The 335-nt window shown below is 59.1% G+C and carries 1 protein-coding gene; it reads left to right on the top strand.

Annotation, left to right across the window (positions count from 1 at the left end; translation table 11 throughout):
• Positions 1 to 335: DDE-type integrase/transposase/recombinase (locus tag ACRXB1_RS37495; RefSeq protein WP_449494951.1), on the top strand; the 335-nt coding region annotated here is incomplete at both ends.

The raw sequence follows: 335 nt of genomic DNA, 5'->3' as shown, positions 1-335 counted from the left end.
TCAAGCGTCTGCGGGCGAAGCTCGGCCTTCGCTGCAAGCAAAAGCGCAAGTTCAAGGCGACGACCAACTCGACGCACAACCTGCCAGTCGCACCGAACATCCTGGACCAGGACTTCAGTGTGAGCGCACCAAATCAGGCCTGGTGCGGTGACATTACCTACATCGCGACCGATGAGGGATGGCTGTATCTAGCCGGGCTCAAGGATCTGTTTAGCGGAGAGATCGTCGGCTATGCCATGAGCGAGCGCATGACAAAACAGCTGGTCATGCAGGCGCTGTTTCGGGCTGTCGCGTCGCACCGGCCACCGACGGGCCTGATACAACATACTGATCGC

Source organism: Caballeronia sp. M23-90 (assembly GCF_053574605.1).
The sequence above is the reverse complement of the archived record's forward strand: the minus strand, read 5'-3'. Positions and strand labels throughout refer to the sequence as shown.